Genomic DNA, 5,696 nt, shown 5'->3' on the forward strand with positions numbered 1-5,696 from the left:
AGGTGTCGTCATCTCGGTATCCCATGACCGTTACTTCCTTGATAAGGTCGTCGATTTGCTGCTTGTATTGGAAGGCAATGGACAGACAGACCTGCATTACGGCAATTACTCAGAATACCTTGAAAAGCGGCCGAAACCTGACTCTGCTCCCGCAACGCAGAAGAAGGAAAGGGTAGAGCAGACAGAAAAGCCTAAGAAAAAGAAACTGTCCTTCAAAGAGCAAAAAGAATGGGCAGAAATTGAGGATAACATTGCAGGTACAGAAACGCGGCTAGAAGAGGTCCAGGCAGAAATGGCCAATATCGGGAGCGATTTTGAAAAGGGCCAGGCCCTAGTGAATGAAGAGAAAGAGTTGAATGAGCAGCTAGAATATTTAATTGAAAGATGGAGCTATTTATCCGAGCTCGCAGAAAACGAATAAGGCCTGGGATCCCAGGTCTTATTTTTATTTGGACCAAGCGATTTACTAGTGCCCCTTACACTTATATGCCGGGAATAGGAGTATTGAAAGAGGAAATATGAACTATTTATAGAATATTTAAGATAAAAATTATTTATCTAATAGATGGGGGAAAAATGTTAAAACCAAGACGTTCACTTAGGCAGATGAAAGAAACAGCTTCAAGACAATTTACAGATAGGGAAGAGCCGAAGCTATCGTTTAGAAAAGCAATGGATTCCTTAACCGGTAACCAATATAAAGTACTAGTTTTTTACGGAGTTGGTGGCATAGGGAAAACAAGATTATTAAAAGAATTGATGGGTCTGACTAATGCTATTGATGAGAATACAATAAAAACTTCAATTGACTTTAGGGAAGCGAAACATAGAGAACCAGCTGAGGCTCTCATTTGGTTTAGACAGCAGTTAGTAAAGGAATATGGAATAAAGTTCACTACCTTTGATCTGGCCTATGCCGTGTATTGGAGCAGAATGAGGCCGCAGCAATCTTTAAAGTCTGACCGAAAAACAATTCCTTTTTTAGAAGAAGGAAACTTTGTAGGGGAACTAATTACTCAACTAGAAAATATTCCAGTTGTACAATGGATCCCCAAAACTATCAAGCTAATAGATGGGATCACTCAATACAAGGAAATCTTGCAATGGTGGACAAGATCAGGAAAGGATATTCTTTCCGATTTAAAGGATATGCATCCGAAGGATATTGAGGAAATGCTTTTAGTCTATTGGGCGAGTGACCTAATAGGATGGCTGAAACAAACTGGCCGAAAAGCTGTATTCTATTTTGATACATATGAAGCTTTATGGGAAAGTGAGCGGACAATCGGGTCTGTTAGCGATAAAGATGAATGGATAAGGGAGTTTATCCTCCAGTTTGAAGACGTTCCAGTGCTGAACGTTATTTGTGGGCGGGAAAAAATCACGTGGGATAAGTTGGATCCTGAATGGGGGAGCATAGTCGAGCAACATTTGATGGGAGAGTTATCTCCAACTGATTGTATGAGTTTCTTGGATTCATGCGGGATCATGGATAAAAGCATCCAACAAAAAATTATCCAGGGCAGTGAAGGCTTGCCGTATTACTTGGATTTAATGGTCGATACATATCAACTGGTCTCCAGAAAAAGAATTCCTACAATAAAAGATTTTTCAAAGAGACCTGATCAGGTATTGCAACGCTTCTTAAAGTATTTGGACAGATCTGAAAAAGAAACGTTAAAGGTATTATCGATCACTAGGTTCTGGACTGAAAATTTGTTCTGTGACTTAATTGAGGAATTCCAAACTTTTTATCCAACGACTGCATACCAAGAACTTTGCAATTTTTCATTTATCACTGAATTAGAACAAGGTGGATATTGGTCGATGCATAAGTTGATGAAGGAAGGCCTTAGCGATCAAGTGTTGAGTTCATCCCCATCTCTTTTCGATCGGGTACATGGGTTTTTGTTTCAGTATTACACCAAGATGTTAAACAAGAAAGGTAATGATATTGGATTAAGTACTGCCTTTGCAGAAGCTCTATATCATGGGAAAAACATTCTGGATGAAGGTGAATTAACCGTGTGGATATCGAGAAATTCATCTCTATTAATAAATGAGGGTGAATGGTCAGGTATTATTCAAGAGTTTTCATGTCTTTTGGAAGAAGACGATAAAGGTCATACAATGTGTGCTTTATTAAACCATAAGCTTGGAGAATTATATACATTAAAGGGACAGTACGCTTTAGCTGAAGAACATAATAAACGAGCGTTAATTTGTTATGAAGAGGAGTTGCTTTCCGAAAAACTGGATGCCCATAGCGATATTTATAGATCCATAGCCGATATTAAGCATAATTTAGCTGATTTATACAGAAATACAAATGAGTACAATAAAGCGATCATCGCCTACCAGGAAGCCTCGGATATTCTCGAAAAGAGATTTTTGGATGAGACAGAGGTATTTGAGAAAATCGCTCTGATTTATACCCGCCTGGGGAAATTGTACAAATTATTATCTCGTTATGATAAGGCAAAGCAATTTTATGAAATGGCTTTAGAAAAATGCTCAAAAGTAATTGGTTTAGGGCGTGGTACATCATCCATTTATGCGGTTAAGGGACAGATTCATGAAAAGCTTGGTGAATTAGAACATGAAGAAATTGAACAAGAAAACCATGATTTTTCCCATTTCCATAAATCCATTTCGGCATATGACCTTGCTTTAAAGGATAAAGAAATGGAGCAGTATCTCTGGGTGCTTGCCAATCAGGGGTTGGCTTATAAGCGGCTTGCTGAGGCTTTGCCGCTAATTGATATGGCAAATGAAAAACTAACAAACTTCACCCAAGCTATTAATATATATAAGAAAGTCGTACAAACAGCACCGGATTATGTTGATGTCTATGAAATGCTCGGACATGCAGCTGTAGATTTGCTTGATCTTCACATAGACCTGGGATTGTTTGATGATGCAATGGAATCATTCAACCTCGCAATTAATTCGTTTGAAAAAGTTCTCGAGCTGTCGGAAAAACAAGGAAGTTCACGAAATAGAATTGCCTCTGCATTCAGGTCGCTGGGTAAACTGCATAGAAAGCAAAAAAATTATTCATTGGCATTGGAAGCATATCAAACTGCATTGCAAAAAAGTGATGAGGTGTTTGTCCTTACGCCTGAATATATCTATGCTTTTAACAGCAGAGGAAAAATTTACACTGAAATGGGGGATTTCTTTCTTGAAACTGGAGATTTTGAACAGGCGATAGAAATTTACAAAAAGGCAAAAATATGTTTTCAATCGAGCCTGAAAAAATCGCCAAATTCTAAAACAGCTCTTTTCCAAATCGATAAACTTAACAATGCGATTAAAGATATCGAACAAACCAGCCTCTAAGACATTCTGTTTTGCAATACGTCATTCTACTCCTAAATTATTTTTAAACGTATTTCAAGGCCAGTTCATCTTTGGTGGCTCCTAAATGCTATCTATCCTTCGTTATGTTAAAATGGCTTCATTCCTGAAAAATATAAAGGGGTGGGAATGTGAAAATTGTATCAATTGAACCAACGCCAAGCCCGAATACGATGAAAATCAATCTGGATGAAGAACTTCCTATGGGCAAAAGCAATAATTATAAAAAGAACTCAGCGGCCGGGGCACCCGAAGTCGTTATGAACATACTTGAGATTGAAGGGGTAAAAGGGGTTTACCATGTTGCTGATTTCCTGGCAGTCGAAAGAAACGCAAAATATGACTGGAAAGTAATCCTCCCTGAGGTGAGGAAAGCGTTTGGTGAAGATGCAGAGGAATCAGATGACGATGCACCTGAAATCAATGAGCATTTTGGGGAAGTAAAAGTACTAGTTCAAGTATATAAGGGAATACCTATGCAGGTGAAGCTTACGGATGGCACAGAAGAGAAGCGGTTTGGACTGCCAGAATTGTTTGTGCAAAAGGTTGGTGAGGTACAGACTCCTGAGGATAATGTCGTTATGGTCCGCCGATGGAAAGAACTTGGAGTCAGGTATGGTGAATTTGAACAAGTAGGTAATGAGGTTGTGGAAGAGCTTTTAGCGGCATATCCTCCTGAGAGGCTGGTGGAGCTTGTGAAACTAGCTAAAAATCCAAGTCAGGAAACTGAGATTAAAGCAGCAAAGAAAAAAATCAGGGTTACAGAGGCGGACTTGGAGAATCCAGATTGGCGGATAAGATACCAGCTTCTTGAGCAAATGGAAGATCCGACTGCAGAAGACCTGCCGGTGCTTGAAAAAGCGTTACACGATGAGAAAGCATCCATACGTCGTTTGGCCACAGTCTACTTAGGGATGATTGAAGACAAAAATGTCTTGCCATTATTGTACAAAGCCTTGAACGATAAAACAGTTACGGTGCGCAGGACTGCCGGTGACTGCTTATCGGATCTTGGATTTCCAGAAGCGATGGATGAAATGATGGAAGCACTCAAGGACCCAAGCAAGCTTGTTCGGTGGAGGGCCGCTATGTTCCTTTACGAAGTTGGGGATGAAAGAGCGCTGCCTTCATTAAAGGACGCACAAGATGACCCTGAATTCGAAGTAAGCATGCAGGTGCAACTGGCGATTGCCCGTATTGAGCATGGCGAGGAAGCAAAAGGTTCGGTCTGGAAACAGATGACGGAAGCCAGAAAACAGTAAAGATTGTAAGACACCCAGTATGGTTAACCTTGGGTGTCTTTTTTTAATGAGTTAAGTCTAATTTGTCGAATTAAGCAAATGTATCCGCTTACTTATTTTTAATAATTAAAATATTTAGATAATGATTGTATTTATCCCGAAAAAGAGGTATTGTAGTGAATAAAAAATTGGGAGGGACATACAATGGGAAAGGATTTAAGAATCAAGAGCCATGTATTTAGTGATGATGCCAGAAAGGCTCCGAACAGGGCTATGCTTCGGGCAGTTGGATTCAGCGATGATGATTTTAAGAAGCCGATGATTGGAATAGCGAGTACCTGGAGTGAGGTTACTCCTTGTAATATACATATTGATAAGCTGGCAGTAAAAGCGAAAGAGGGTGCAAGGGCGGCAGGCGGCGCGCCAATGATCTTCAATACGATCACTGTATCTGATGGAATTTCGATGGGGACTGACGGAATGCGCTATTCGCTTCCCAGTCGTGACTTAATTGCTGACTCGATAGAAACAGTGGTCCAGGGAGAAAGCCTTGATGGTTTCGTCGCAATTGGCGGCTGTGATAAAAACATGCCTGGCTGTATGATGGCAATTGCAAGAATGGACCTTCCTTCTGTTTTTGTTTATGGAGGTACGATCAAGCCAGGCAAACTTGATAATAGGGACATTGACATTGTGTCCGCGTTCGAAGGTGTTGGCCAATATAATAAGGGTGCGATTGGAGATGAACAGCTTCATAAGATTGAATGTCATGCTTGTCCAGGTTCAGGTTCATGTGGAGGAATGTACACAGCCAATACAATGGCCAGTGCAATCGAGGCACTCGGAATGAGCCTGCCTGGGAGTTCATCGCATCCAGCTGAAACTGATGAAAAGCGAGAGGATTGCTTTAAGGCAGGAGAAGTTGTCTATCAGATGCTTGAGCAGGATATTCGTCCAAGACAGATTTTAACGAAGGAAGCCTTTGAAAATGCGATTACAGTCGTAATGGCTCTTGGAGGATCCACAAATGCCGTTCTTCATTTAATGGCCATAGCACATGCTGCAGAAGTCAATCTTACGCTGGATGATTTCAAC

The 5,696-nt window shown here is 40.4% G+C and carries 3 protein-coding genes and 1 pseudogene; all 4 read left to right on the plus strand.

Features of this window, described 5'->3' with window-relative positions; genetic code table 11:
* Window positions 1-421: pseudogene (locus tag ACH0QE_RS22245) on the plus strand (ABC transporter ATP-binding protein); the annotation flags it as partial.
* A gap of 155 nt (window positions 422-576) precedes the next feature.
* Window positions 577-3,342 (plus strand): tetratricopeptide repeat protein, encoded by a 2,766-nt coding sequence (locus ACH0QE_RS22250; protein WP_415802620.1) that lies wholly within the window; start codon window positions 577-579, stop codon window positions 3,340-3,342.
* Between the two features lie 149 nt (window positions 3,343-3,491).
* On the plus strand, window positions 3,492-4,622 hold the full coding sequence (locus tag ACH0QE_RS22255) for a conserved virulence factor C family protein (RefSeq protein ID WP_415802621.1): 1,131 nt from the start codon (window positions 3,492-3,494) through the stop codon (window positions 4,620-4,622).
* 183 nt (window positions 4,623-4,805) lie between these two features.
* Window positions 4,806-5,696, plus strand: an 891-nt coding sequence (locus ACH0QE_RS22260; protein WP_415802622.1) for a dihydroxy-acid dehydratase, incomplete at its 3' end; no start/stop codon positions are given.

The sequence above is a fragment of the Mesobacillus sp. genome (assembly GCF_047739415.1).
In the GTDB taxonomy this organism is placed as follows: domain Bacteria; phylum Bacillota; class Bacilli; order Bacillales; family Cytobacillaceae; genus Mesobacillus.

Excerpts from the sequence above, each read along its gene's own strand:
- ACH0QE_RS22250 (WP_415802620.1), top strand. The coding sequence starts at position 577 with ATGTTAAAACCAAGACGTTCACTTAGGCAGATGAAAGAAACAGCTTCA.